This window comes from Trinickia diaoshuihuensis (assembly GCF_003390925.1).
Lineage (GTDB): Bacteria > Pseudomonadota > Gammaproteobacteria > Burkholderiales > Burkholderiaceae > Trinickia > Trinickia diaoshuihuensis.
The window spans coordinates 123,461-145,620 of sequence record NZ_QUBS01000088.1 but is presented as its reverse complement, the minus strand read 5'-3'; the positions used below and the strand labels follow the sequence as shown (position 1 = coordinate 145,620).

Annotated in this window: 16 protein-coding genes and 2 pseudogenes; 4 read left to right on the top strand and 14 right to left on the bottom strand. The window is 60.9% G+C overall.

The genetic code is table 11. From position 1 onward, the window contains the following. Positions 1–37 precede the first annotated feature (37 nt). The 4 genes from DXT59_RS26860 to DXT59_RS26845 all read right to left on the bottom strand — a co-directional run bounded on the left by DXT59_RS26860 (position 38) and on the right by DXT59_RS26845 (position 3,107). Positions 38–541, bottom strand: a complete 504-nt coding sequence (locus DXT59_RS26860; RefSeq protein ID WP_240324699.1) for a hypothetical protein — start codon at positions 539–541, stop codon at positions 38–40. Continuing rightward, positions 538–1,071: a hypothetical protein gene (locus DXT59_RS26855; protein WP_116141171.1), complete on the bottom strand. Its 534-nt coding sequence runs from the start codon at positions 1,069–1,071 to the stop codon at positions 538–540. The genes DXT59_RS26860 and DXT59_RS26855 overlap by 4 nt, the downstream gene beginning before the upstream one ends. Positions 1,072–1,266: 195 nt before the next feature. Further along, positions 1,267–2,043 carry a CDP-diacylglycerol diphosphatase gene (locus DXT59_RS26850; protein WP_116141169.1) on the bottom strand — a complete coding sequence of 259 codons (777 nt, stop codon included), beginning with the start codon at positions 2,041–2,043 and terminating at the stop codon, positions 1,267–1,269. Positions 2,044–2,186: 143 nt separating this feature from the next. Further along, complete coding sequence (locus DXT59_RS26845) at positions 2,187–3,107, bottom strand: TorF family putative porin (protein WP_116140998.1); 921 nt, start codon at positions 3,105–3,107, stop codon at positions 2,187–2,189. Between the two features lie 229 nt (positions 3,108–3,336). Here DXT59_RS26845 and DXT59_RS26840 point away from each other — a divergent pair. From DXT59_RS26840 to DXT59_RS26825, 4 genes and pseudogenes are all read left to right on the top strand, one after another. After that, positions 3,337–4,620, top strand: a pseudogene (locus DXT59_RS26840) (quaternary amine ABC transporter ATP-binding protein); the annotation flags it as partial. Beyond that, positions 4,613–5,521, top strand: coding sequence for a choline ABC transporter permease subunit (choW, locus tag DXT59_RS26835; protein ID WP_116140994.1), 909 nt, complete (start codon positions 4,613–4,615; stop codon positions 5,519–5,521). The pseudogene DXT59_RS26840 and the gene choW, both read left to right, overlap by 8 nt. 15 nt (positions 5,522–5,536) lie before the next feature. Further along, positions 5,537–6,523 carry a GlxA family transcriptional regulator gene (locus tag DXT59_RS26830; RefSeq protein WP_116140992.1) on the top strand — a complete coding sequence of 329 codons (987 nt, stop codon included), beginning with the start codon at positions 5,537–5,539 and terminating at the stop codon, positions 6,521–6,523. A 108-nt stretch (positions 6,524–6,631) separates the two neighbouring features. Beyond that, positions 6,632–7,567, top strand: a complete 936-nt coding sequence (locus DXT59_RS26825; protein WP_162878260.1) for a choline ABC transporter substrate-binding protein — start codon at positions 6,632–6,634, stop codon at positions 7,565–7,567. A 92-nt stretch (positions 7,568–7,659) separates the two neighbouring features. Here DXT59_RS26825 and DXT59_RS26820 read toward each other — a convergent pair whose 3' ends face one another. From DXT59_RS26820 to DXT59_RS31675, 10 genes and pseudogenes are all read right to left on the bottom strand, one after another. Beyond that, positions 7,660–8,271, bottom strand: coding sequence for a YccF domain-containing protein (locus DXT59_RS26820; RefSeq protein ID WP_205417484.1), 612 nt, complete (start codon positions 8,269–8,271; stop codon positions 7,660–7,662). A 16-nt stretch (positions 8,272–8,287) separates the two neighbouring features. Further along, complete coding sequence (locus tag DXT59_RS26815) at positions 8,288–9,283, bottom strand: hypothetical protein (protein ID WP_116140986.1); 996 nt, start codon at positions 9,281–9,283, stop codon at positions 8,288–8,290. Continuing rightward, a complete protein-coding gene (locus tag DXT59_RS26810; RefSeq protein WP_116140984.1) occupies positions 9,280–11,097 on the bottom strand; it encodes a tetratricopeptide repeat protein in 1,818 nt (605 codons plus the stop codon). The genes DXT59_RS26815 and DXT59_RS26810 overlap by 4 nt, the downstream gene beginning before the upstream one ends. Beyond that, positions 11,094–11,957: a peptidylprolyl isomerase gene (locus DXT59_RS26805; protein WP_240324698.1), complete on the bottom strand. Its 864-nt coding sequence runs from the start codon at positions 11,955–11,957 to the stop codon at positions 11,094–11,096. Before DXT59_RS26805 ends, DXT59_RS26810 begins: the two co-directional genes overlap by 4 nt. A 29-nt stretch (positions 11,958–11,986) precedes the next feature. Continuing rightward, positions 11,987–13,135 (bottom strand): DUF2827 domain-containing protein, encoded by a 1,149-nt coding sequence (locus DXT59_RS26800; RefSeq protein WP_116141165.1) that lies wholly within the window; start codon positions 13,133–13,135, stop codon positions 11,987–11,989. Positions 13,136–13,176: 41 nt separating this feature from the next. Beyond that, positions 13,177–14,286 (bottom strand): DUF2827 domain-containing protein, encoded by a 1,110-nt coding sequence (locus tag DXT59_RS26795; RefSeq protein ID WP_116140982.1) that lies wholly within the window; start codon positions 14,284–14,286, stop codon positions 13,177–13,179. Beyond that, positions 14,283–15,425, bottom strand: a complete 1,143-nt coding sequence (locus DXT59_RS26790) for a DUF2827 family protein (RefSeq protein WP_116140980.1) — start codon at positions 15,423–15,425, stop codon at positions 14,283–14,285. Before DXT59_RS26790 ends, DXT59_RS26795 begins: the two co-directional genes overlap by 4 nt. A 165-nt stretch (positions 15,426–15,590) precedes the next feature. Then, positions 15,591–16,280: an OmpA family protein gene (locus tag DXT59_RS26785; protein WP_116140977.1), complete on the bottom strand. Its 690-nt coding sequence runs from the start codon at positions 16,278–16,280 to the stop codon at positions 15,591–15,593. A gap of 118 nt (positions 16,281–16,398) precedes the next feature. Continuing rightward, positions 16,399–17,130, bottom strand: coding sequence for a YadA family autotransporter adhesin (locus DXT59_RS31345; protein WP_240324697.1), 732 nt, complete (start codon positions 17,128–17,130; stop codon positions 16,399–16,401). Between the two features lie 1,596 nt (positions 17,131–18,726). Then, positions 18,727–22,017, bottom strand: a pseudogene (locus tag DXT59_RS31675) (YadA family autotransporter adhesin); the annotation flags it as partial. Positions 22,018–22,160 lie beyond the last annotated feature (143 nt).

Below are 22,160 nucleotides of genomic sequence, written 5' to 3'. Positions count from 1 at the left end.
GGCGCATGCGGGGGCGCGTTCGCCCCCGCCCGAAGCGTCATTGCAACGTGCCCCAGCGATCGACCGCGGGTTCGGCCGACGCCCACTTCCATCTTCCGCCTTGCTGACAGGCGTTCGCGGTAAACCAATCGACCTTCGCATCGGGCTTGTCCCCATCGACGACCGAGAACGCGAATTCCTTGCAATTGGCCAACGCGGTATTGAAGGCGCGGACCACACGCACCTCGCCGTGGCCGTTTTCGATCGGCAGCGTATGGCTCACGCGCCACGGTTGAACGGCGCCGACCGGCATCTCCCCGACGAGTATGGCAATCGCGTCTTGCTGATCGCGATGCATGACGAGCATATAGCGATTGACCGCCTCGTCGGTGGCTGCCTGCACCGCGATGCCCACACCGATTCCGACCGCCGGGTTCGACGTGACGACACCAGTTGCCACGCCGGCGGCGGCACCGCTCGCGGCGCCGATCGACGCGCACCCGGCGAGCGTCGCGCCGGTGCCCGCGCAGACGAGTGCGGCCAGCAATAGGCGCGCGTTCATTGCAGCGCACCCCAGCGTTCGGTCGCGGGTTCGGCCGAGGCCCACTTCCACGCGTTGCCGTCGCGGCAGATCGACGCGACGAAGAATGCGCTCGAGGCGGGTTCGTTCTTCGTCGCGTCCTGGTCGACGGAAAACACGATTTCCTTGCAGTCGAGCGCGCCCGTGCTGATCGTGCGGCTCACGGTCACCCGGCCGTGTTCGTCGGGTTCGATGGCAACCGTGTGCTTCACGTCCCACGGCGCGATCGCGCCGACCGCAAGCGGTCCCGCGGCGCTCGCGATCGTGGTTTGCGTATTTCGATGGATCACGCGCTCGGTATATTGCACGCCCGCCTTGGCGGCGGCCACGGCGCCCAGGCCGATGCCGGTCGCGACCGCCGCGTTGCGCGTGACTTTAGCTGCCAACGCGGCGCCGGCGATACCGGCACCCGCCGAGGCGCTCTCGCCGTAGAGCGAACTGCATCCGCTCAAATTGGCTATGGCCGCGGCGGCCAGCGCGGCGATCGCGAACCGGTGCATGGTGAATTGCATGTTGCCTGCCTTTGGGTTCTTACTTTTTTCGCTTTGGCTTTCGCGTAGCACGAAGCACGCCGTCGAGCCGATGTTCCGGTCGAATCGGCGGCGAGCCGCGCCGCGCCTGTGTCGCCGCGGCATTTTGCAACATCGGATTTAATAATGACACTCGAAAAGTGCAAAAAATTGCAAATGCGAGCCATTCGATTTCGATTAGAGCGGCGCGGCGGCCGTGCATTGATGATCGAGCAGCGTTTCGGCCGAGCCCGTGCCGCCGTCGGTATCGAGGCTGCTGTCGAGAACGAGCCATCCCGCCTCGGTGGCCGAGGGACCGGCGCCCGTCACGAGGATCGTTTGTCCGGCCATGAGGTCGGGACTCGTTCGAGGTCCGGCGGCGAGGTCGAACGGATTGAAATCGAAATCCGGACCCGGTACGTGCATGATGCGATAGCGGGTGCCGCCGATCGTGTCCCAGGTCCATGCGCGCGGCGGATCGTTGCGATGCCGTGCGAGCGCGGCGGTGGCATCGGGGTGCATACAGTCGATATGGATATGCAACTGCTCTTGCGAGCGGCGCATCGCCGAGTTGATTTCGAGGCCGATCTGGTCGTCGGGCAGCGGCGCGCGTTGCGCACGCTTCAAAGCGGCTTCGACATAACGGCGCGCATCCCACGCGTCGGCCCAATAATTCGGCGCGTTCGGCGCCAACACCAACGGACTTTCGATGCCCGAGATCCGGTCGGTCGGAATGAGCAGGTGCTGCGCCACGCCGGATCGATCCTTGAGCAGCGCGTAGCGTCCCGGTAAATCGACGGTGGCGCACAGGCCGGTTTTCCCCGTCGTGCGCGCGGCCGGCACGCAGTCGAAATTGACGATTTGCCAGAGCGCGTTGGGGTCGGCGGCCGCGAGGACCGAACAGCCGGCCGCGACGAGCGCGGCGCAAGCGGCGAGGACAAACGAACGGCGGGGCGGTCGCAGCGGCAGGGGCATGGTTTGTCGCGGATCGGCGAACTCGAAACGCGGCAATTCTGGCACGAAACGAAAACGGACGGCATTGATCCGCGCAATGGCCGTCCGCTGTTCAAACGCCGCGGTCGGCGGCGTTTATTGCTTCAAGGACGCTTCAACCACGCTCAGAACACCTTTGTGATCGTCGCGAAGAACGTCGTCTGCAACGGGTTCGAGACCGCGATGTTGCCCGACGAATCGGGCGCGCCCGTCGTATACCGGTCATAGACGTTGGTCGCCCCCCAAGCTTTGGTCACCGCGCCGGTCAACGTCCAGCCGCCGTCGAACGTCTTGGAGACGGCCAGCTTCGCGTCTTGCCAGTTATAGGCAGAGAAGTTCTGGACGCGTTCCCAGCCGTAATGCAGCAGCAGCGAGAAACCGTGCGTGAGGTCGATGTTCGTGTTCAAGTCGAGGTAACCCGAGCCGCGACTGTTCTTGCCGTTGCCGACGCCGAGCGACTGGCTGTCGTAACCGAAGTAATTCGGCGTATACGTCAGCCAATATTTGGCGGTGAACCACTTGTACGTCAGCGCCGCGACGAATTCGCCGTAGTTGTAGTTCGTCGCGCTGGCGGACATGCGCGCTCCCGGATAGACGTAGTAGTAGACCGTGCCCGTGTACGACAGGTCGCCGAGTGCCCCGCCGTAGCCGCCGTACAGATCCCATTCGACGCTGCCCCCTTCGATGAACTTGCTGCTGACGGTCGAGAGCCACGTGCCCGCGAACAGGCCATTCGGATTCGTGTAATCGAAGCCGCCTTGAATCGCGGGCTTACCCCAGGTTTGCCTAAAACCGCGCGACACGTACTGTGAGGCGAGCGTGACGTTGGCCGTGAACGGCGAGGCGGCGGCCGGTGCCGCGGCCGGCGCGGCGGCGCTTGCGGGCGATGCCGGATCGGCGCTCGCGGCCGTGGCCGCGCTTGCACTCGCGCCGCCGGTGTCCGCCGTCTGCGCGAACGCGGCGCTCGCATGCAGCGATCCGAGCAAAAGCGCCGCGCCGCCGAGTGCGGCGGACGATAGGCGTGACTGGGTCTTGCGTTGACTCATGGTGCGCTCCGTCGTCGTTGTAATCGGTCTGTCGTGCCGGCCCGGATTCCAATCGGGTGTGGATCCGGTTGGGCTGAGTATTGCCAGCCGATATGCGCGGTGCGCACGCGTTTTCGGACGCGAATCTGTCGTTTCCCGACATGCGTCACGCATGCGGGGATTGCATTGGAGGCGCCCGGCCTTATCCTACGGCGCTCGGCGCGCATCGCGCGCCGGGAGGCGGCGGTGCCCGTGTCGCTTTTTCGCAAGCGTGCGTCGGAATTCGTCGGCTGCACCGGGATTTTTCTGGCAACCATGTAGGCAGACTGTGCAGGCGTCGGCCTGCCGCAAGGAGACGGAAGAGATGAGTTCACCGAAGGTGATGGTGCAGGGGCTGTGCAAGGTGTTCGGCACCAACCCCAAGCAAGCGCTCGACATGTTGGCGGCCGGCGCGACGAAAGACGAGATCTTCGCTCGTACAGGGCAGGTCGTCGGCGTGCACGACGTGTCGTTCGATGTTCAGGAAGGCGAAATATTCGTCTTGATGGGGCTTTCGGGCTCCGGCAAATCGACGTTGATTCGCCTGATCAATCGGCTCGTCGATCCGACGGCCGGCAAAGTGCTGATCGACGGGCGCGACATCGTCGCGGCGCGCCGCAGCGATCTGACCGCGCTGCGGCGGACCGATATGAGCATGGTATTCCAATCGTTCGCGCTGATGCCGCAGCGCAGCGTTCTTTCGAACGCCGCCTTCGGCCTCGAGGTGGCCGGCGTCGCCCGCAAGGCGCGAGAGGCCCGCGCCATGACGGTACTCGAGCAGGTGGGCTTGGCGCCGTTCGCGCACAAGCTGCCCGCGGAACTGTCGGGCGGCATGCAGCAGCGCGTCGGCCTGGCACGGGCGCTGGCCGTGAACCCTTCGCTGATGATCATGGACGAAGCGTTCTCCGCGCTCGATCCGCTCAAGCGCAAGGAGATGCAAAACGTGTTGCTGCAACTGCAAAAGGAGCAGCGCCGCACGATCATGTTCGTCTCGCACGATCTGGAAGAAGCGCTGCGGATCGGCAACCGCATCGCGATCATGGAAGGTGGGTGCCTCGTCCAGCTCGGCACGCCGCAAGAGATCATCAGCCGCCCGTCGAACGATTACGTCCGAGCGTTTTTCGAAGGCGTCGATACGAGCCGGTATCTGACGGCCGGGGATCTCATGCAGACCGATGCCGTGCCGCTCGTGCGCCAGCTCGATGCGGCGGGCGTAGCCGCATCGCTGAACGGCAGTGCCGACTATGCATTCGTGCTCGACGGCGAGCGCAAGATTCGCGGTTTCGTCACACGTGACGCACTGGGCCAGCCATCGCCGCCGGTCGCGCAAGTCGAATGCATCGCGCGCAGCGCGACGCTCGAGCATGTCGTCTCGCGCGTCGTCGCGCACACGCGCGCGCTTCCGGTCGTCGACGACGACGGTTGTTATTGCGGCTCGGTCGATCGCGCCGTCGTTCTGAAAGCCATCACGCGTACGAGAGGCTCCCATGTCTGAACTCATTCCGCTCGGCAGTTGGGTCGATCAATCCGTCCACTACCTGCTCGATCACGACAGCCATACGTTCGACATGATCGGGCGTGCGATCGACACTATCGCCGGCCTCGTCGAACACGGCTTGCAAGCCATCCCGATGTGGGCCCTGATGGCGTTGTTCGTCGGCATCGGCCTATGGCGCATCGGCTGGCGATTCGCGCTGTTCACGACGCTCTCGCTGCTCCTGATCTATGCCACCGGTTTCTGGGATCAGACCGTGATCACGTTGGGGCTCACGTTCTCCTCGACGCTGATTAGCCTCGTCTTCGGCATTCCGCTGGGCATTTGGACGGCCAAGGATAAGCACGTGGCCATGGTCGTGCGGCCGATCCTCGATTTGATGCAGACGATGCCGGCCTTCGTTTATCTGATTCCGGCCGCCATGCTGTTCGGGCTGGGACGCGTGCCGGGGATCCTGTCGACGGTCATATTCGCGATGCCGCCCGCGGTGCGCCTGACGAGTCTCGGCATTCGCCATGTCAACCGAGAAATCGTCGAGGCGGGGCAGGCATTCGGTTGTACGCCCTGGCAGTTGCTTTACAAGGTTCAGTTTCCGAACGCGTTGCCCTCGATCATGCAGGGCGTGAATCAAACGATCATGATGGCGCTTTCGATGGTGATCATCGCGTCGATGGTCGGTGCGGGCGGACTCGGCAACGACGTGCTTGCGAGTATTCAGCGCCTCGATATCGGCCTCGGTTTCGAAAGCGGACTGTCGGTCGTGCTGCTGGCGATCATCTTGGACCGTATCACGGAGAGCTTCGGCCGCATGCCCGGCACCGCGGCCGCACCGCGCTTCAAAGGTCTGCGCAGCGTGATGCGATTGCGCGCGGGTGCACAGCAACCGATCACGCAAAGCTGAGGGGGAGGGGCAAGCATGACGCCGGCCACCGTGATGCAGCCTGAACCCGTGGAGTCGATGCCCGTGCATTTCGGGTTTCTGACGCTGCCAAATTTTTCGATGATCGCGTTCACGAGCGCCGTCGAGGTGTTGCGGATGACGAACTACGTCTCGCGCGGCACGCACTACCGGTGGTCGGTGGTTTCGGCCGACGGCGTGCCGGTGCGCGCCAGCAACGGCGTCACCGTCACGCCGACGCGCACGCTCGAGGAGGCCGGTATTCCCGACGTGCTGATCGTCTGCGGCGGCACGCAGATCCGCAGCGCGGTGGATACGCGCGTGAAAGCGCTGTTGGCCGATTTGGGGGCGCGCGGCGTGCCGCTGGGCGCGATTTGCACGGGGGCCTATGCGCTGATGAGCGCGGGCTTGCTCGACGACTATCGTTGCACCGTGCATTGGGAGGATATGTCCTCGCTGCACAACGAGTTTCCTCGCGTGAAGTTCCGCGACGAGCTATTCGTCATCGATCGCGACCGCTTGACCTGCACGGGCGGCACGGCGCCGCTCGATTTGATGTTGCATCTCGTGGGCGAGCGGCTGGGCCGTGACCTTGCGGCGCAGGTATCGGCGCAATTCATCCTGGAGCGCATTCGCAGCGCCAACGATCATCAACCGATTCCCGTCGATGCCCGCATCGGCTTCTCGCGCGCGGAGCTCATCGAAGTCGTCCGGCTCATGGAGGCGAACATCGAAGAGCCGCTTTCGCTGGAGGAACTCGCGCGGCTCGTGAGGCTTTCGCAGCGGCACTTGCAGCGCATGTTCAAGGTGTACCTCGACGTTTCGCCGACGCATTACTACCTATCGCTGCGCCTGCGGCGCGCGCGCGATTTGCTGCGCACGACCGACGCATCGATCGCTCGGGTGACCACGGTATGCGGGTTCCAATCGGCCTGTCACTTCAGCAAAGCATACCGGGCGCAATTCGGCTATGCACCGAGCCGGGAACGGCGGCAAGTGAATTGATGAGGCGCCGGTGTTAGGGCGTTATTTCAATCCGTCGAAGTGTTTTTGAAAGCGGCGATGAGCCGACATAATTGTGCGATTGAGGAGAGTCTAATGAACCAACGCTTCATGAAAGCCGGCTGGGCCCTGGCTGCGGCCGCCATCGTCTCGACGAGCGCGTATGCCGCGGATTCGGCCGTGTGCCGCAATGTCCGCTTCGCGGACGTGGGCTGGACCGATATCGCGGCCACGACGGGATTGGCTTCCGCGGTTTTCGAAGGGCTCGGCTATATCCCGACGAAGACGATCGCCTCGGTGCCGATCACGTTCGCGGGCATCAAGAGCAAACAGATCGACGTGTTTCTCGGTTACTGGTCGCCGACGATGGATCCGATGATCGAGCCGTTCGTCAAATCCAAGCAGATCGAAGTGTTGAGCGCGCCGAACCTGACCGGCGCCAAATACACGCTAGCCGTGCCCGATTACGTCTATAACGGCGGCCTCAAGTCGTTCGCCGATATTCAGAAGTACGCCGATAAGCTCGGCGGGCGCATTTACGGTATCGAGCCCGGCAACGACGGCAATGCGCTGATCAAGAAGATGATCGACGGCAATCAGTTTGGGCTGGGCAAGTTCAAGCTCGTGGAGTCGAGCGAGGCGGGCATGCTCGTGCAAGTGAATAAAGCGATTCGCGAGAAGCAATGGATCGTGTTCCTCGGTTGGGAGCCGCATCCGATGAACGTACAGATGAAGATCGACTATCTGAACGGCGGCGATGCGGTATTCGGGCCGAACTACGGCGAGGCGAAGGTCTTTACCGCCACGCCGCCCGACTATGCGACGCGTTGTCCGAACGCGGCCAAGCTCGTGTCGAACCTGCACTTCACGACGGATATCGAAAACCACGTGATGGTGCCGATCATGGACAAGCAAGACCCGAACAAGGCGGCGGCCGCTTGGTTGAAGAGCAATCCGCAGGTGCTCGAGAAGTGGCTCGCGGGTGTGACGACGTTCGACGGCAAGGATGGGCTCGCGGCGGTGAAGTCGTATATTGCGTCGCATTGACGACGGGGCCGGCCGTCAACCGGCTGGCACTACTTGCCGCGGCAACATGAACCTGCACTTTATCGGCGCGGTGGCTCGCTGAAAGCGTTTAACTACTTAACCTCGAGCAAATGATTTGCGCGGAATCGGTTGAGCGCCGCGCTGTATTCGCGCCTGCGCACTTGATCGCCAATCTCGTACGGCACGATGGTTTTGCCGATGGGGCAAATCGCCAGGAGCGCCAGCTTGAAATGCTGGTATCCAAAGGGGATACCGATGAATGTGGCGCAGCATACAAGGCCGGCCGCGAGGTGAGCCAACGCGAGCCACAAACCGAGTAACAGGAACCAAAGAGTGTGTCCCAGTGCGCCGAACTCAAATGTGCCGATGTCCGCGCGCGGCGCGAGCCGCTGTCTGTCGATTGCCTCGCGCCCAAAGGGAGACGCCGAGAATTCGGCGACGTCCAAACACGCGTGACCCCATGGGGAGCCGATGATCGAGACGAAGCACAGCAGCGAGACGGCGAGCCACGATGCCCATGCCCAGAACCCGCCTAGAAACAGAAACCAGATCACGTTGCCGACTCTGCGCACGATAAATATCCTTCCGTGACAACGAGAAAAAAGAACCGGCGAGGCAGGGGTACCCTCGCCGGCTGAAATGCCCCGGCCTTGAAGAGAATGCCGGGACATAATGGCAACACTCAATTGAGTGAAGCGGGACAATAAAAATACGTGGGAATTACTTGGTGCTGGCCGTCTTCATGTCGGGCTTGGAAATAACACCCGATACGAAGCTGGTCGATCTGTTATGCGATCCCGCCGCCTGCGCAAACGCCGACTGCAACTCCGGCCAGTGATAGATTTTCGCCCACGCGAAAACCGCGATCAGAACCGTCGCCGTTGTCAGCGAGAACACTTTCCACGTGCGGCGAGAACGTGGCTTTTCGCGCTTTGTCACAGGGCCGGTCGGCCCGAGTTGCGACGGCCGCATCGCGCTCGTGAATCGCACGTCGTTGACGAACACCTTGCCGATTTCGTAGCGGCTGTGCGCCGGGATTTGTCGCTGCGGCTCCATCGGTTCCTGCGCCGGCTTGGCCACATCCCCCATGCGAGGGCGCACCGGTTCGAAATCGGCCGCGACCGACGCGAGGCGCACCGATATTTGGTCAACGAACGCGTTCACATCGGCTTGCAGGTAGCCGAGCACGTCTATCGAACCTGCGTTCAGGTGATCGGCGACCATGGCGAGCTGCCCGGCTAACAATCCCGGCAATTCGGATACGTCCGCTTGCTCGATCAGCATGTGATGCTTGATAAGTCCACCGACGATCGCCGCACAGATGCAGGTGAGAGCGCACGTGGCTTGCGCCGGAACCGCGATACGCGCCGCAACGTGATCGCTCAATTCCGTTGCATCGTTGCCGGTCGCGTGTGCCACGAGCGTGAACCCGGCGTGTTCAAGCTGCTTCAATTTGCTGGTTGAAGCGACCGACGTGGCGCACTCGTCGCGAATACGCGGATTGATGTCGCGTGACATAAGCGCGCCGAATACCGCGATAGTTTCGTCACGACCTTCCGCTGCGCGCGCCGCCAGCGCAGCAATCACGATCGAACCGGAGAACGCCAGTATCTGTTCGATGGCCTGCGGCGACAGCCCGACCTTGTGCGCGAGCTTTTGGCGAACGATATCGTCGGCGCATGCGTTCAGTGCGACCGAAAGATCGATCCTTTTCAATGGAGGCTCCCAGTGTTTGTGGTCTGTTGCTGCGTCTCGCGCTCGAACGCCAGCACCGCCAGATCGCGTGCCAGCGCTTCAAATACAGGCGCCCAATCGCCATAGGCCGGTTGCCGATACAGGCGCGTATTCGGATACCACGGACTATCCTTGCGTTCGGTCATCCAAATCCAGTGCGGGTTCACATCGAGCAGTACCCATGTGGGCACGCCGAGCCCGCCCGCAAGATGCGCAATCGACGTACAGACGGTAACGACCAAATCGAGATTCGCAATGACCGCTGCCGTGTCATCGAATGAGGACACATCAGGCGTGGCATCGAGAAGCGGCATGCCGGCGTTCTGCAAGCGCAGCACATCACCCGGCGCATCCATCTGCAAATTCACGAACGTCAGATTCCCGATACCAGCCAGCGCTTCGACGTAATTCAACGGGTTGACTGAGCGCAGCGGATTGCGTTGATGCGTCTTGCTACCGCTCCACGCGATACCGACACGCAATTTGCGTTCACCGGAAAGGGCTGCGCCCCACCGCGCGGCTTTCGACGGATCGGCTTTCAGATACGGCGTGCCCGGTAGATTCGCGAGACGAACACCCAGCACGAAGGGCAGGCTGCCGATCGGCAGGTGATAATCGAACGCCGGCAACGGGCGATGATCGTGCGGGATGATTGTTTCGACAGCGTTCCCGAGACTGCGCACAAATAGCGCATGCAGCGCGTCGAAGCAGCAGTACACGAGCTTGCCGCCTTGCTGCTTCACGAATTCGGCGGCGGCCGGCACGAAGCGCACGAATTGCAGTGCGTCGCCGTGGCCTTGTTCGCCCCAGACGAAGAGGGTTTTGCCCGCCAGCGGCTCGCCGTTCCAGCGCGGAGCCGGGATGTTCGGGTTGACGTCGCGCAGTTCGGGGGAGCCCGCCCAGCGCGCCTCGTGATTTCGCCAACCGTTCTCGTAATCGCCAGCCAGCAATTGCAGCATCGCGACCGTCCAGACGACGGACGCGTTTTTCGGCTCGAGGCTCAGCGCGCGCTGAGCGATTGCGAGCGCCGCGCCGAACTCGCCGCGTTCACGCAGCACGTAGGAATACGTCTGCAACGCCGTGACATAGTTCGGGGCGAGCGCGCAGGCCCGCTCGGCCGCGACAAGGCTGTCGTCGATATGTCCGGTTTTGAGCAGCACCGATGCGAGATTGGTCCACGCAAATGCATGGTCGGGGTCTTCCGCGATCGTGGTTTCGAGCAGCTTGCGCGCCTCGTCGTGCCGGCCCAACTCGAGGTAAGCCGCACCCCAATTGTTACGCAGCATCGGCAACCGCGGATTCATATCGGCCGCTTTCTCGTAGGCGGAGAGAGCCTGAGCGTGGCGGCGCGCCGCTTGCTGCGCGAGCCCGAGCCTGAACCAATTATGCGCATCCGCGGCGAAATGTTGGCACAGCACGACAGCGATATTGATCGCGTCGTCCAAACGGCCGCGGCGCAGCGAAGCATCGAACCAGTCGATCAGCCAGCTATCGCCGTGGGTTCCCGTGAAGCCGATGCGAAGAAACCACTCGCATGCTTGCTCGTCGTTCCCCATGCGTACGGAAAGACGTCCGCGTTCGATGAGTGCATCGACGTTGCCCGGTTCGATATCGAGCGCGCGATCGAGCATATCTTGCGCTTCGTGGAGCCGCCCGCGTAGCAGCATCAGACGGCTGCATGCAACGAGTGCACGGGGCTTGCCTGATTTGATCGCGCGGTCGGTATCGAGCAGGCGCGATGCGCCGATCAAATCGCTGCGCGTGATCTTGGTTTCGACATCAGCGAGCCATTTCATTGTGATGCGCTCCGTAGGATTTGCTCGGGCCGGATTACGGCCTTCCGGGCGAGTTGATCGACGAAGGCAGCGAAAGCGTCAGCATTCTTTTTACTCTCCATGGCCTTACGCATCGAGCCTTGCGTATCCGCGAAGGAAGGAATGACCGTATCGCGCCGGTCGTCCAGACGGGCAACGATGAATCGATCGCCGGCTCGCATTGGAACGTCCGTGACTTGCCCCGGTTTCATCATCGTGACTGCCTGCGCAAGCGGTACGGGTAAGCCTTGCGTCTGTCCTTCCGTGACCGGGGTTTTGAAGCTGATCCAATCGGTTTGCGCATCGAGTGCCTGAGTGCGCGCAGCGACATTCGCGAACGATTCGCCATTGCCGAGCAGCGCCAGCGCAAAGCGCGCGGTCGGCTCGTCAGCGAACGACATGTGACTGACGTGGTATTGATACGGCCCTAGCTCTTTCACGATTTCGTCGTAGCGTTGGCGCACTTCCGCGTCGGTGACCGATTGCATTGACAGATGCTTGGCGACGTACAGGCGGTTCTCCGCATCGACCTTCGCCTTCTTTATCGCCGCACGCACCGGCTGAGAATTTCCAAGCCCGTCGCGCTCCGCCGCCTGACGAAGCAGTTCGCGCGCGATGAGCCCCTGCAAAACCTCACCGCGGGCCGATTCGGGCCGACCGATCATCGCTTCGGCCAGTTCCTCGCGGTGCAGTTCGATCCCATTCACGGTCGCTACAACGTCGCCGGACGCTGCCAGCACGGCCGGTGCGCGCAGTGTGGCGACCATCGCGACAATCATGCAGCCCAGCACGAGCGGCGTGCATGGATTGGATATCCGGCGCGAAGTTGGAACGCTTGGCATGTGTGTGTTCTCCATCTGATTTGCTTGAGTCAAGCTGCAATCGAGGTGCGACCGCTCATCACGAGCTGGCCGAGCAGTTCGTCGTAGCGTGCAATGAGCGGTGCGTGCGTCGCAAGGAAGGGAGCAATGGCTGAGCGCTGCTGCTCGCGATATGTATCGAAATCGTCATCGTGGTGCCTAAGCGCGCGCACGAGCTGCCTTGCGCCGGCTTCGATATCGCTTTCCGGATAGTAGTAGCCGATGCCTCTACACAGATGCGCGTTGTGCACGAGCGCGTAGCCATTCCACGCCACATCGAAATAGAAGTAGTTGAGCGCCAGCCCCCACTGATGCGATACGACGATATCGGTGTGGTCGGCGAGAAATTGCGGCGTATCGTGCCGGCCAACGAAGCTAACCTTGCTGTCGCGCACGAGGTCGAGGTAACGTGCGATGCCGATAAACTCGGGGCACGAGCGAGCCAGATGCTCGGCGTTCGTCACGTGTACAAAACCGAGCTTGTCCCCGGCTTCCCGGTATGCCTGCTCGGCGATCAGCATCGGGTTGAGGCAGAATTTGAGTACGTCGATATTCGGCTCCATGATCGAGACGCGCATCGCTGCGGCTCGCCCCGGGCGATATTCACCCTTGAACGGCAAATCTTTGGTGCGCATATCGAGGCACATCGGGTCCCAGACGAAAGGGACCGGCACGACCTTTTGACGGCGTAGCACGCCCAGAAAGCCCGCCGTCGTTTCCATCACCTGCGGGATGACCCAAACTTGGTCATAGTTCTGATTGATAAATACGTGATCGGTCAAACGCCGGCCGAAGATCATCGCTTCGGTCATCTGAACGTATTCCGGCCCGCAGCAATAACTGACGATCTTCGTGTCCAGCGATTTGAGGTACGCGGTCTGTTCGTTGCTGATCTGACCGCCCAATTCGATTAGGACATCGAGCCTGTCCTTCTCATGCTCGAACGTGGCGGTCGGAAACTGCTCCAAATCCCATGGCAGGGCCGATGTGACGGGAACGTCCGTCGTATTCACGAGTACAACGTCGTGACCGAGCGGTGAATTCTGGAAGAGCTTCGCGAGATACAGCGCATTCTGTTTGATGCCGTTGACCCACAGGCTTTCGTCCGCGTGCCGAAGCCCGATCGTGATGCCGATGCGCAAACCGCATGGAAACTTCATCATTACCCTCCGTCGATTTTTCTGATGAACCGGTCAAGCACCTAACCACTGACCACCGCCGCAATCGCGGCGCTGTACCGCTCGACATTGGCGGGCGAATGCGGATCGAGCGTCGCCAGAAATTCGCGGGCCTTCGCCTTGTAGTCGCTCAGGCTTGCATCGTGTACCGCGAACGCTTCGCGCAACGCGAGCGCACCGCGTTCGCAATCGAAATCCGCGTACCGGTAACCGCAGCCGCCCAAGAATTCGGAGTTGTGGATGAGCGGATAGCCGCCGTACAGCGCTTCGTAGTAGACGTAGTTCTGAGCGTTCTCCCACGTGTGAGACACGATTGCGTCGGCTTGTTGCGTAAGAATTTCGTGGACTGGCAAACGTGGTTCGAACGTCGCGCGACCCTGCATGACGAGATCGAGACTGCGCGCAAAACCGACGAACTGCGCGTCGTTTTTTAGTTGGATCGTGTTGAAGACGCGCAGGTATTCGATCAGGGTCGGCTGTTGACGGTGCGCGAGATCTGCCAGCAGCATCGGGATGTGCGACGTTTTGACCATGCAGATATTCGGCTCCAGCACGGCGACGCGCCAGCGGAGCCGGCCCGGCTGATAGCCGAAGGCGCCGTTTGCGGCGCGCTCAACGAGGGCGGGGCTCCAAAGATGCTGCATCGCCGTCACGGGTGCGCGCAAGGCCGTTTCGTAATAGTCGGCGCACGTCTTCTCGAACGCCGGCAACGTCCAGATGGCACTGTACGGCGTGCCTGACACAAGCATGCCGTGAGGCAGCGCGAACATCATGCGCTCGATGTCGATGACGTAATCGTTCGCGACGCGCATGCCGATCACACGGCCGCCTTTCTCGCGGAAGGCGCGCGCCCATTCGGGGTTGAGCTGCGCACTAAGTTCGACAACCACGTCGAGCTTTTGCCGTGCTGTGTCAAGGTCGATGACCGGAACAGGGGCGAATTCGAGAAATTGAGCAGCGGATGCGGGGTCACCGTCGCCCCCGTTCACAAGGTAGACGGATTCAATGTTCGGCGCGTTCTTGAGCAGCATCGCGAGGAAATAGCAGTTCTGGAAGATGCCGTTCTCCCAGATCGACTGCTGCCCGTTACGCAGGTAGATCGTCACGCCGACGTGAAGCTTTTGGGCTTTCATGCGACGACCCCCGCGTTCTTGGCCGTCAGCGCCAACAAGCGGCGAGAATAGATCGAGCAGTTCTCGCTTGCGCGGGGGGCCAGCGACAGCAGGAAGCTGCGCGCACGTTGCGTGTAGTACTTGTGCTCGGTGTCGTGATTTTGGACGGCGCGAAGCAGTTGCGCCGCGCCTGCTTCCATATCGCTCCCAGGATAGAAGTATCCGAGGTTAGACAGCCACGGCGAATTGTGGATGAGCGGATAGCCGCCGTACAGCGCATCGAGGTACAGGATGTTCTGGTCGTTCTGCCACTGATGCGCGATCACCGCGTCCGCGTTCTGGCTCATAAACCCTGCGAAATCGTGCCGGCCGTCTAGCCGTACACGCTCGGCCCGGTTCAAATCCATCGAATTGAGCAGGAACGAGAAAGATGGATGCTCGCGCATCTGAACGCTGTTCAGCACGTGCAATCCTCGAACCGCGTGCTTGTCCGCGCGAAACGCCGCCTCGCCGATCAGCATCGGGACCACGCAGCATTTCACGACGGAGATATTAGGCTCGAATACGGCGAAACGAAGCCCGCGCGGACCGGTTTCACCGCGAGCTGAGCGGGGTTCATACCCGAAGCGCAAGCCGGCCTGTTCGACGGCTTGAACGCGTTGTTCGATAAATGTGTTGTCCCACAGAAACGGGACCTCATATACGGGGCAGCGGTGCAGCGTGCGCAGCATCGGCATCAGCGCGCGATCCTTGCCGAGCATCCAGATTTCATCGCAACGCGTTGCGCGCGAGAAATAGCCGCTGCGTTGAAACACGCTTGGTTCGATCAAACCGACGTAGGGTTGACCGCAGCAGAAGAAGACGACTTTTTTGCCTTGTGCTCGTGCATAGTCGAGCCATTCCACATCGAGCCCGCCGCCCATTTCGAAAATTACATCGGGCGGTTCCGGGAGATCACGCGGGGCGACGAGCGGAACGTCGCCGGCCAGCGTGACGGCTTCCGGCGGCAAAGATGGCTGATCGCCGCAGTTCAGAAGAACGATGCCTGTCACGAAAGGCAACTCGCGCAGCAGTTGCACAAAGTAGAAGATGTTCTGACCTAGCCCGTTTTCCCATATGGATTGCCCCTCGTGCGTGAGTACAGAAATTCCAATTTTCATGTTTTAGTTCTCAGGGTTTCTTTTGTTGCGGTTACTCAACAACTCAACAGCACTAATTATACAGATTGGCTAAATGGCAGAATATGAAAATTTATTGAGCTAGGTCATACACTTAAATACTCAACTCATGAGTTTGAGTTAATCAAGCACTCATTAATCGAGTCATTATTCGAGTGCAATATCGACTCGGCGATTCCTCGCGCGTCCAGCGGCAGTGACGTTGCTTGCTATGGGATTGCTTTCACCGTAGCCGCGCACCTCGAATTTCTGCGCATTCAGGCCATGCTCACGCAGGTATTGCGCAACGGCCTGTGCACGTCGTTCCGACAATTGCCGGTTGTGTTCAGCGGTTCCTGTCGAGTCGGTGTAGCCGCTAATCGTCACCGCTTTAAAGGTCGTACCGTGGGCCGCTTCGATCAACACATCGAGCTTGTCGAGAGCATCGGCTTTGAGCGTCGATTTGTCGGTGTCGAAATTCGCATCGCTGTCGAGCGTGATGCGCTTTGGTGGCGCAGCCGGGACCACCAAAGGGGCCGGGGCGGGTTTTGCCGCAACGGGCGGTGCGGGCTGTGCCGGCGTTGCGCATTGGAAGGTGAGGATGCGAACGTCTCGCGGGTTTTGTTCGTCACCCAATGGGGCGACCGCTTCGAGCGGCCGTACCTGCTTGTTGCCGCAAATTTCTACCGCTTGGGAGAAGCACGCTTCCTGTCCTTCGAAGAGCCCATGGCAATCGACGCGGTAAGCCTGTTGCCCGTTCGGCATGCTGACGCGATACGCGTTCCACGTTGGGCCTTGGGAAGCACACGCCGCCAGCAGTATGGTCGCTCCGAGAGCCAGGATGGATTTCGCTGACATTTTTGATTTCCTTGTTGGTCTGCTTAGTCGGATATTCGGTTGCGCGGCGGGCCTGTCTTAGCGCCCGCTGCGCGAGTTACAGCGTCATCGAATTACGGCCTTGCGTTGCGATGCACGCTTACCACTGGTAGGACGCACCGACGCCGTAGGACTGCCCGCCGCTACTGATACCGACACCGCCGCGAACTTTCAGGTTATTGGTGATGCGCGCGGTGAAGCCAATGGCCGTCGCGCCGTAACCCTGGAAGCTCGCGCCGCCGATGCCGACTGAAATCGTCTTGCCTTGGTCAACGTCGGGGATCATCGTCAGGGCAGTAGCGGCAGCGACACCGCCGTATGCCTTCCGAGCAACCGAATTGATGGAGTTATTCAGGTCGTTCTGCACGTTTTGCAGTTGCGACATGTTCACGCCATCAGTTGCGTTGATACCCGGCGCAACGTTGGTCAAACGACGCTCGTTGCCGGCCGAACCGATCGAAACGGTGTTGTCCTGATCGGCGACCGAATCCTTACCAAGCGAAACGGAATTGCGACCGCTCGCAATAGCGCCCGAACCGAGTGCCGTTGCGTTGTCGCCCGATGCAGTCGAACCCACACCCATCGCGCTCGAATTCACGCCGGTTGCATTGGCGTTGTAACCGATCGCCGTTGCGGCATTTCCTGCGGCGTTTGCCTTGTTGCCAAACGCCGCAGCATTGACGCCGCCAGCCGTCGTATTCACACCGACCGCAATAGCGTCTACACCCGTCGCACCGTCGTTGTTGTAGTTGCCGCCCTGCACACCGTTGTCGTTGGTGCTGATGTAGTGCGGCTTGGCACCCACGCCGATCGTGGAAATCGCCGTGGACAACGACGTGATACCGGTGCTCGTGCTCGTGCTGAGCGAGTCAAGGCCGCTCGTGACGGTGGACAGCCCCGTCGAAAGCGAACCGATACCGCTCGTCACCGTGGACAGTCCGGTGCTCGTGCTCGTGCTGAGCGACGAAACGCCAGTGCTCAGGCTCGATACCGCCGTCGAAGTCGAAGTCGAAAGCGAGCCGATCGCCGTCGAAGTCGAAGTGCTCAACGACGTGACCGAACTCGTCACGGTCGAAAGGCCGGTGGACAGCGACGACACGCCCGTGCTCAACGACGACATACCGGTGCTGAGCGAGGAAATTCCGGTGCTGGTCGAAGTGGACAGCGAAGAAATCCCGGTGCTCAGGCTGGAAACGCTGGTCGAAGTCGAAGTCGAGAGCGACGAAATCCCGGTGCTCAGGCTCGAAACACCCGTGCTGAGCGAGCTAACGCCCGTGGACAACGACGACATACCAGTGCTGAGTGACGAAATACCCGTGCTGGTCGAAGTCGAGAGCGAATCGATTCCACTCGTCACCGTCGAAAGCCCGGTGGAAAGCGAACCAATACCCGTCGAGAGCGAAGAAATACCCGTGCTCGTGGACGTGGACAGCGAATCGACCGAACTCGTCACCGTAGACAGGCCCGTGCTGACCGACGTGCTCAGCGACGAAATGCCGGTGCTCAAGCTGGAAATACCGGTGCTCGTGCTCGTGGACAGCGACGAAACACCCGTGCTCAAGCTGGACACCGCTGTGCTGGTCGAAGTGCTCAACGAAGAAATGCCCGTCGAAAGCGACGACACACCAGTGCTGAGCGACGAAACGGCCGTGCTGGTCGAAGTCGAAAGCGACGAAATACCCGTGCTGAGGCTCGAAACAGCGGTGGACGTGGACGTGCTCAGCGACGACAAGCCGGTAGACAGCGAAGAAACACCGGTCGAAAGCGACGAAATACCCGTCGAAGTCGAAGTGCTCAACGAATCAACCGAACTCGTGACGGTGGACAGGCCGGTGCTCAGGCTCGATACCGCCGTCGAGGTCGAAGTCGAAAGCGACGACATACCGGTACTGAGCGACGAAATGCCCGTGGAAGTCGACGTCGAGAGGGAAGACAGGCCGGTGCTCAGGCTGCTTACGCCCGTGGACAATGACGACACACCCGTGCTCAGCGAAGACACCGCCGTGCTGGTCGAAGTCGAAAGCGAATCGACGTTGCTCGTCACAGTCGAAAGGCCGGTGCTCAGGCTGGAAACTGCCGTCGATGTGGACGTAGACAGCGAAGACATGCCCGTGGACAACGACGAAATGCCGGTGCTGGTCGAAGTGCTCAGCGACGACACGCCAGTGCTGAGGCTCGAAACAGCGGTGGAAGTCGAAGTGCTCAACGAATCGACGCTGCTCGTGACCGTGGAAAGACCCGTCGAAAGCGAGCTAACACCCGTACTCAGCGAAGAAACCGCTGTGCTCGTGGAAGTCGAAAGCGACGACATACCGGTGCTCAAGCTGCTGATGCCGGTCGAAGTCGAAGTGCTCAACGACGACACGCCCGTGCTGAGAGAAGAAATGCCCGTGCTCGTGCTGGTGCTCAACGACGACAGCCCGGTCGAAAGCGAACTAACACCCGTGGACAGCGACGAAATGCTTGTCGAGAGCGACGAAATTCCGGTGCTGGTCGAAGTCGAAAGCGAGCTGACCGCAGTCGAAGTCGAAGTGCTGAGCGAATCCACGCTGCTAGTGACCGTTGACAGGCCGGTGCTGAGGCTGGAAATGCCCGTCGAAGTCGAAGTGGACAGCGAAGAAACACCCGTGCTCAGGCTCGAAACAGCAGTGGAAGTCGAAGTCGAAAGCGAGCTGATGCCCGTGCTGGTGCTGGTGGACAGCGTTTCGATTGCCGTGTTCGTTGCATAAAGCTGCGAACCATTAATCGCGTCCGTGCTGTCCTTCGAAATCTGACCTGCCGCCACGTTCGTGATCTGGCGTTCCGATCCCGGTGCGCCGACGCTCGCCACGCCGACCGGATTAGCACCCGCGAATTGATACGTCGTGCCGCCGATAACTGCGCTCGGCGTCGGATGTGCTACGTCCGTGATCGAGTTGGCACCCAGCGCGACGGAATTGTCATCCTTCGCGTTTGCACCGTCGCCGATCGCAACTGCGCCCGCACCGCTTGCCGTGGCGTTGGTACCTGCTGCCAACGCGTTCAGACCCGTCGCGCCGTCGTTGTTGTAGTTGCCTTGCTGCACGCCGTTATCGTTGACGCTGTAATAATGCGTCTTGCTTGCAGAAATGGCCGTGGACAACGAAGAAATGCCGGTGCTGGTCGAAGTCGAGAGCGAGCTAACGCCAGTGCTGAGCGACGACACACCGGTCGAAAGCGAATCGATCCCGCTCGTGACCGCGGAAAGGGCCGTGCTCGTGCTCGTGGACAGCGACGAAATTCCAGTCGATGCGCTAGTGCTGAGCGACGAAATGCCCGTGCTCAGAGAACTCGCGACCGTGGAAGTCGAAGTGCTCAGCGAAGAAATACCCGTCGATGCGGAAGTGCTCAACGACGAAATTCCGGTACTGAGTGACGACACGCCCGTGCTGAGCGAGGAAATACCCGTCGAAGTCGAGGTCGAAAGCGACGAAATACCCGTGCTCAGGCTCGAAACGCCGGTAGACAGCGACGACATACCGGTGCTCGTGGACGTGGACAGCGAATTAACGCTGCTCGCGACCGTGGAGACGCTTGCGCTGACGCTCGAAATTCCGGTCGAAGCCGAAGTCGAGAGCGACGACACGCCCGTGCTCAACGAGGAAATGCCGGTGCTTGCCGACGTGGACAGCGAGCCGATTGCACTGGTAACGCCGGAAATGCCGGTGCTCAACGACGACACCGCCATGGAAGTCGAAGTCGAGAGCGAATTAATTCCGCTTGTGACCGTGGACAGCCCCGTCGAAGTGGACGTGCTCAGCGAAGAAATACCCGTGCTGAGTGAGCCGATACCGCTTGTTACCGTCGACAGTCCGGTGCTCGTGGAAGTCGAAAGGGACGAAATGCCGGTCGAGAGCGAGGAAATTCCCGTGCTCGTGCTCGTGGACAGCGTTTCGATTGCCGTGTTGGTCGCGTACAGTTGCGAGCCGTTGATCGCGTCGGTGCTGTCCTTCGTGATCTGGCCTGCGGCGACGTTGGTAATCTGGCGCTCTGCACCCGGCGCACCCACGCTCACAACGCTTTGCGGATTCGCACCCGCGAACGTGTAGGCATTTCCGCCGATCGTGGCACCCGCAGTCGGATTCGGAGCAGCGGTAATGGAGCCCGAACCCAAGGCCACATCGCCGGCATTCGTGGCGACAGCACCCGAACCGACAGCAACCGAATTTCCACCCGTGGCGTTCGCATTATTGCCAACTGCAACACCTGCCGCGCCTGCCGCCGTTGCACCGACACCAGCAGCGATTGCATTAAGCCCGGTCGCACCGTCGTTGTTGTAATTCGCGCCTTGGACGTTGTTGTCGTTGACCGAGTAGTAATGCGTCTTGCTGGCCGAAATCGCGGTAGACAGCGAACTCGTTGCGCTGGACAGGCCCGTGCTCAACGAACCGATTCCGCTCGTCACGGTAGAAAGACCCGTGGAAGTCGAAGACGAAACCGAGCTGATGCCGCTTGCGATCGTGGACAGGCTGGCCGACGTTGCGGTGCTGAGTGAAGACACACCCGTCGAAAGCGAAGAAATCCCCGTGCTCAGCGACGATACGCCGGTAGACAACGACGAAACACCAGTGCTCAACGAGGACACGCCCGTGGACAGAGAACCGATATTGCTCGTGACCGTCGAAAGGGCAGTGCTGGTCGAAGTGCTCAACGACGAAATACCAGTCGATGCCGAAGTCGAGAGCGACGACAAGCCGGTAGACAGCGAAGACACGCCAGTGCTCAGGCTGGAAACACCCGTCGAAAGCGACGACACGCCAGTGCTGAGGCTAGAAACCGCCGTGGAAGTCGAAGTGCTCAGGCTCGAAACGCCCGTGCTGAGGCTCGAAATTCCAGTCGATGCGGACGTGCTCAACGAAGAAAGCCCGGTGCTTGCCGACGTGGACAGCGATGCGACGTTGCTGTCGGTTGTCGAAAGACCCGTCGAAAGCGAATTAATCCCGCTCGTGACGGTGGACAGGCCGGTACTGGTCGAAGCGCTCAACGAAGAAATACCCGTGGACGCCGACGTGCTGAGCGAAGACACGCCCGTGCTCAACGAAGAAATGCCCGTCGATGCCGACGTGGAAAGCGACGACAAGCCAGTGCTGAGCGAGGAAACACCGGTAGACAGCGAAGACACGCCAGTGCTCAAGCTCGAAACCGCCGTGCTTGTGCTGGTGGACAGCGACGAAACGCCCGTACTCAGGCTCGAAATTCCGGTGCTCGTGGAAGTCGAAAGCGTGTCGATTGCGCTGTTCGTGGCAAAAAGCTGCGAACCGTTGATAGCGTCCGTGCTGTTTTGCGTGACTTGGCCCGCTGCAACGTTCGTGATCTGGCGTTCTGAACCGTTAGCCCCAACGCTGACGACGCCCGTGGGGTTCGTGCCTGCGTATTGGTACGTTTTGCCGCCGACCGTGCCGCTCGAAGTCGGAACAGCCGCAGATGTCACGGAGCCATTGCCGAGCGCAACGGAATTTGCGATCGATGCAGTTGCGCCCTGACCAATTGCGACGGCATTCGTTGCTGTTGCCTGCGCGCTATCACCAACCGCGACGCCGCTTTGTCCGGCTGCATTCGCGGAATTACCGATTGCCGTTGCGCTCGCTCCCGCTGCCGTTGCGCCGACGCCAGCCGCAAGGGCATTTACGCCCGTCGCACCGTCGTTGTTGTAGTTTCCGCCTTGAACGCCATTGTCGTTCACGGAGTAGTAGTGCGTCTTGCTGGCGGAAATTGCTGTTGAAAGCGAGCTTGCAATCGTGGAAGTCGAAGTGCTCAACGACGAAACACCAGTGCTGAGCGAACTGATGCCCGTGCTTGCGGTCGTAGACAGCGACGAAATGTTGCTGATTGCGCCCGACAGAC

What these genes read in the sequence shown, in the direction of transcription:
- DXT59_RS26860 (WP_240324699.1), bottom strand. Translation starts at nt 541, where the DNA reads ATGAACGCGCGCCTATTGCTGGCCGCACTCGTCTGCGCGGGCACCGGC.
- DXT59_RS26855 (WP_116141171.1), bottom strand. Translation starts at nt 1,071, where the DNA reads ATGCAATTCACCATGCACCGGTTCGCGATCGCCGCGCTGGCCGCCGCG.
- DXT59_RS26850 (WP_116141169.1), bottom strand. Translation starts at nt 2,043, where the DNA reads ATGCCCCTGCCGCTGCGACCGCCCCGCCGTTCGTTTGTCCTCGCCGCT.
- DXT59_RS26845 (WP_116140998.1), bottom strand. Translation starts at nt 3,107, where the DNA reads ATGAGTCAACGCAAGACCCAGTCACGCCTATCGTCCGCCGCACTCGGC.
- choW (WP_116140994.1), top strand. Translation starts at nt 4,613, where the DNA reads ATGTCTGAACTCATTCCGCTCGGCAGTTGGGTCGATCAATCCGTCCAC.
- DXT59_RS26830 (WP_116140992.1), top strand. Translation starts at nt 5,537, where the DNA reads ATGACGCCGGCCACCGTGATGCAGCCTGAACCCGTGGAGTCGATGCCC.
- DXT59_RS26825 (WP_162878260.1), top strand. Translation starts at nt 6,632, where the DNA reads ATGAAAGCCGGCTGGGCCCTGGCTGCGGCCGCCATCGTCTCGACGAGC.
- DXT59_RS26810 (WP_116140984.1), bottom strand. Translation starts at nt 11,097, where the DNA reads ATGAAATGGCTCGCTGATGTCGAAACCAAGATCACGCGCAGCGATTTG.
- DXT59_RS26805 (WP_240324698.1), bottom strand. Translation starts at nt 11,957, where the DNA reads ATGCCAAGCGTTCCAACTTCGCGCCGGATATCCAATCCATGCACGCCG.
- DXT59_RS26800 (WP_116141165.1), bottom strand. Translation starts at nt 13,135, where the DNA reads ATGAAGTTTCCATGCGGTTTGCGCATCGGCATCACGATCGGGCTTCGG.
- DXT59_RS26795 (WP_116140982.1), bottom strand. Translation starts at nt 14,286, where the DNA reads ATGAAAGCCCAAAAGCTTCACGTCGGCGTGACGATCTACCTGCGTAAC.
- DXT59_RS26790 (WP_116140980.1), bottom strand. Translation starts at nt 15,425, where the DNA reads ATGAAAATTGGAATTTCTGTACTCACGCACGAGGGGCAATCCATATGG.
- DXT59_RS26785 (WP_116140977.1), bottom strand. Translation starts at nt 16,280, where the DNA reads ATGTCAGCGAAATCCATCCTGGCTCTCGGAGCGACCATACTGCTGGCG.